The sequence below is a fragment of the Thermogutta sp. genome, assembly GCF_014359955.1.
Taxonomy (GTDB): Bacteria; Planctomycetota; Planctomycetia; order Pirellulales; family Thermoguttaceae; genus Thermogutta.
Window position 1 is genome coordinate 1 of the sequence record NZ_JACIYL010000389.1, and the last position, 4,082, is coordinate 4,082.

General features: G+C 58.3%; 4 protein-coding genes. 3 read left to right on the plus strand and 1 reads right to left on the minus strand.

Annotated features, from left to right (window positions below):
• Positions 1-114 precede the first annotated feature (114 nt).
• On the minus strand, positions 115-1,050 hold the full coding sequence (gene ispH, locus H5U08_RS11810; protein WP_297033247.1) for a 4-hydroxy-3-methylbut-2-enyl diphosphate reductase: 936 nt from the start codon (positions 1,048-1,050) through the stop codon (positions 115-117).
• Between the two features lie 172 nt (positions 1,051-1,222).
• Here ispH and hpnC point away from each other — a divergent pair, with 172 nt between their 5' ends.
• The 3 genes from hpnC to H5U08_RS11825 all read left to right on the plus strand — a co-directional run.
• Positions 1,223-2,212, plus strand: coding sequence for a squalene synthase HpnC (gene hpnC / locus H5U08_RS11815; RefSeq protein WP_297033249.1), 990 nt, complete (start codon positions 1,223-1,225; stop codon positions 2,210-2,212).
• Positions 2,140-3,213 (plus strand): phytoene/squalene synthase family protein, encoded by a 1,074-nt coding sequence (locus H5U08_RS11820; RefSeq protein WP_297033251.1) that lies wholly within the window; start codon positions 2,140-2,142, stop codon positions 3,211-3,213. The genes hpnC and H5U08_RS11820 overlap by 73 nt, the downstream gene beginning before the upstream one ends.
• A 36-nt stretch (positions 3,214-3,249) precedes the next feature.
• Positions 3,250-4,082 (plus strand): FAD-dependent oxidoreductase (locus H5U08_RS11825; RefSeq protein ID WP_297033253.1); only part of this gene is annotated, 833 nt, incomplete at its 3' end.

The window sequence follows — 4,082 nt, forward strand, 5'->3', positions numbered from 1 at the left end:
GAGGCGTTCCCGCTGGATTGAGGCGAAATCTATTGGCACACAGTTTTTCCGTGGGCCGTTCAGAACTCGCTCAACGCGCGCACCCCCTCCAAATTCCATTCGCTGGTAAGCCGCTTACTTGGATGCCGCCAGACGCAACTCAAGGGGCAGTGGGAAGTGCACATGCTCTTCCCGCAGCGAGACCTCTTCCACCGTAGCCCCGAAGTTTTCCCGCAACAATTGGATGCACTCCTGAACGAGACGCTCGGGGGCGCTCGCGCCGGCGGTGATTCCCACCGTCTCTTTTCCCTTGAACCAGGTCAGATCAACATCCTGGGGACCGTCCACAAGATAGGAGGGAATCCCCGTGGAGGCAGCGATTTCTGCCAAGCGACGGCTGTTTGAACTGTTCTGGCTGCCCACCACAAGAAAGACATCACATTGACGCGCGATAGCGAGAATCGCTTCCTGCCGGTTCTGCGTCGCATAGCAAATGTCGTCTTTGGCCGGTCCCACGAGTTTGGGAAATCGTTCCCGCAGCCGAGCCACAATCTGTGCTGCGTCCAGAATGGAAAGGGTCGTCTGGGTTGTGTATGCAACCTTGTCGGGATCTGGTACTTCCACGGTCTCGGCATCCGCCACTGATTGAATGAGGCGGATAGCGTCGGGGGCCTCGCCCATCGTACCGATCACCTCGTCGTGTCCTGCGTGGCCAATCAAGAAGATGGTGTAGCCCTGGTCCGCGAACCGCCTGACTTCCCGATGGACCTTGGTCACCAGCGGACATGTCGCGTCGATCGTGCGGAGTTGCCGCTGCCTCGCCTTTTCCCGCACCTCGGGAGAGACCCCGTGGGCAGAAAACACGAGAACGCTGCCCGGTGGCACCTCGTCAATATCGTTGACGAAAATCACCCCACGTTTGGAGAACGTCTGGACGACATGCTGGTTGTGGACGATTTCATGAAACACATAGAGTGGTGTGCCAAATCGCTGGAGGGCCGTTTCCACGGTTTCAATCGCCATGTTGACCCCCGCACAAAACCCGCGGGGAGAGGCCAGAAGGATTCGCATCGTTTTCACCTATGGATCGGATCCTTTCAAAAACAACACTCAACTTGCGAAAATGTTTCCCCTATACTGGAAAAATGTTTCCCGGAGGTGGGGCGCAGGTGCATTTCCGGGCACATTCCACGAGATTTTCCTCTTGCCCAGCCGGTGCCGGTCAAGCCAGGTTATTCCGCTGATGACCTCGCAGCAACCAAGCCGTAGCGTGACATCTCTCCCGCCAGGCCAGGCCACGGCGGAGCGGGCGCGTTTTCTCCGCGATTTCCACCAATACGGCCCGCTTGCGCAATACGAGCCACCGTCGCTTCGGGTCAGCCGGCAGTACTGCCGTCATTTGACCCGCCAACATTATGAGAATTTTACCGTGGTGAGCTGGTTTGTGCCCCGCGGTTTACGTCAGCATTTTTGTAATGTTTACGCCTGGTGCCGCTGGGCGGATGACCTGGCCGATGAGGTTTTCTCGCAGAAAGACAGTCTGATGCTTCTCGACTGGTGGCAGCGGGAGTTGATGTCCTGTTACCGCGGTCATCCCCGCCATCCTGTGACCGTGGCACTTCAGGAGACTGTTACCACCTTCCAGATTCCCCCGGAACCATTTCTGGATTTGCTGGTTGCCTTCCGGCAGGATCAGGAAGTTCGTCGTTACGAGACATTCGAAGAACTCCTGAATTACTGCCGGTACTCCGCGAACCCTGTGGGACGCCTGGTGCTGTATCTTGCCCGGTGTCACACGCCGGAGCGTGTCGCGCTTTCTGATTTGGTGTGCACGGGGCTGCAACTTGCCAACTTCTGGCAGGATGTGGGAGAAGACTGGCATCGCGGTCGGATGTACATTCCCCTGGCGGAATGTCGTCGCGTCGGCTACACAGAAGACATGTGGCAACGGCGGGAATTCAACCCGGCGTTTCAAACCCTCATGAAGGGGCTGGTTGAGGAGGCCGCTTTATTTCTCCGTCGTGGGGGGCAACTTGTTGCCCTGATGCCCCGACAGTGGCAGGTGCCTGTTCTGCTTTTCGTGCGGGGTGGTCTCAGGATTCTCCAGGCGATTGCAGCCATCGACTACAATGTATGGCAAACGCGACCGACGCTTAGCCGATGGACAAAACTCGCTCTGATGATGCAAAGCTGGTGGGACGTATTGTGGCAGAAAACCGGGATAAACAAATAGGCTCCGCGTGCGATGATGACGCAGTCTATCGCGCGATCATCGCCGAATCGTATCCGGTTTGTCACGCCATATGTCGGAAGGCGCGATCCAGTTTCCTGCCCGCCATCCGCCTGCTGGGCCGCGAACAAGCCCAGGCCATGGAGATCATCTATGCCTATTGCCGCTTCACGGACGACCTCGCGGATGAACTCCCGGCCGCCGAGGCCAGGCGTTATCTTCAATCGTGGAAGTCGATGATCGATCGGCAGCTTGGATGTCCGTTTCTTTCGAGTCCCGCTTTGGATCTCATCTTTTTGCCCGGAGTTGTGACCGCACCAAGGGACGTGCTTGTTCTGGCTTCCGGGGTGGCAGCCGTCGTCAGGCACTACGGCATTCCGCCAAAGTACATTCTGGATGTCATCGAAGGAGTGCGGCAAGACATCGACTTTCGCCCGCCCAAGAATTTCGCCGAATTGGAACAGTACTGTGCCAGGGTAGCTTCAGCGGTGGGGGTCGCCTGTCTTTACATTTGGGGGTTTAAAGGCCGGGAGGTTCCTTCCCAAGCGCACGACTGTGGGGTGGCCTTCCAGTTGACCAACATCCTGCGGGACCTGCGCGAAGACGCAGAGCGCGGACGGATCTACATTCCTTCCGACGAACTCAGCTCTTTCGGATGTGAGAAGGACGCTATTCTCGAGGGGATGGTGACTCCCGCCTGGCGTGATCTTCTCGATTTCCAGTTCGAAAGGACGGAACGTTTCTACCGGAGTGCGTCGGACTTGTTCGAGTTTCTCAGCGATCAGGGGCGAAAAGTTTTTGGCCTGATGTTTTCCACCTATTATGCACTTTTTCAAAAGGTCCGTCGCAACAAGCATCGCCTTTTTCAGCAGAAACTGAAACTGCCACGCTGGCAAAAAATTTGGCTTCTGGCCCGCTGGAGCCTGGCACCGCCCCGCTCTCTTCCCCTCGTTGACGGGGCGACGAATTCTCAGCCTCCAGCCATCTCACCAACGACGGGGTGAAGCCGCGTCATGCACCACAGAGCGGAGCGGGAAAGAATGCGTGTCGCCGTTGTCGGTGGAGGAGTTGCCGGCCTGGCCACAGCGTGGTTCCTGCGACGCACCGGGTGCCAGGTCACCCTCTTCGAAGCCCGCCGAGTCCTGGGAGGCCGTGTCAGATCCGTCACCGACCCCGAGATGGGCCAGACGATTGACACCTGTCAGCACGTCGTGCTGGGTTGCTGCTCGGAATTCCTCCGCTTCTGCCGGGAGATGAAGGCCCTGGACCTTTTTGTCCGACATCGCACCCTCTTCTTTACAGATGGCGCCGGTAAGATTTGTCGCTTCCGGGCTGCCCGTGGGTTGCCCGCCCCCCTCCATTTGCTGCCCACCCTCCTGGGGTTCACGCTGGTTTCGCCCTCTGAACGGCTGGCCCTGCTTCGCGCGGCTTGGACGCTGTGGAAAGGAGGAAGTGGTCATGCGGACTCCTCGGCCGACGAGATGACGGAGGCGTTTTTACTGCGGACGAGCCAATCCGAGCGGCTCCTGCGGATGTTCTGGGGGCCTCTGCTCGTCAGCGCGACAAGCGAAACTCTGGACCGCATTCCTCTTCCTCTTACGCGAATGATCATTCGCGAGGTTTTCATAAAAAACCGGTATGGGCATGAACTCTGGATTCCGCGAGTGCCACTGAGCGTTCTGTGTGATGTCCATTTTCGCGGCCGTCTCGAAACCGCCGGGGTGCGCATTCTCTTGGGGCGGTCCGTGCGCGGAATCTCGCGGTGTAACAACACCTGGTGCCTTCACTTTGCAGACGGCCAGACGGAAAATTTCGTAGCCGTCGTGCTGGCAGTTCCCTGGTGGGTTGCGGCACGGCTCCTCCCGGCAGAGAT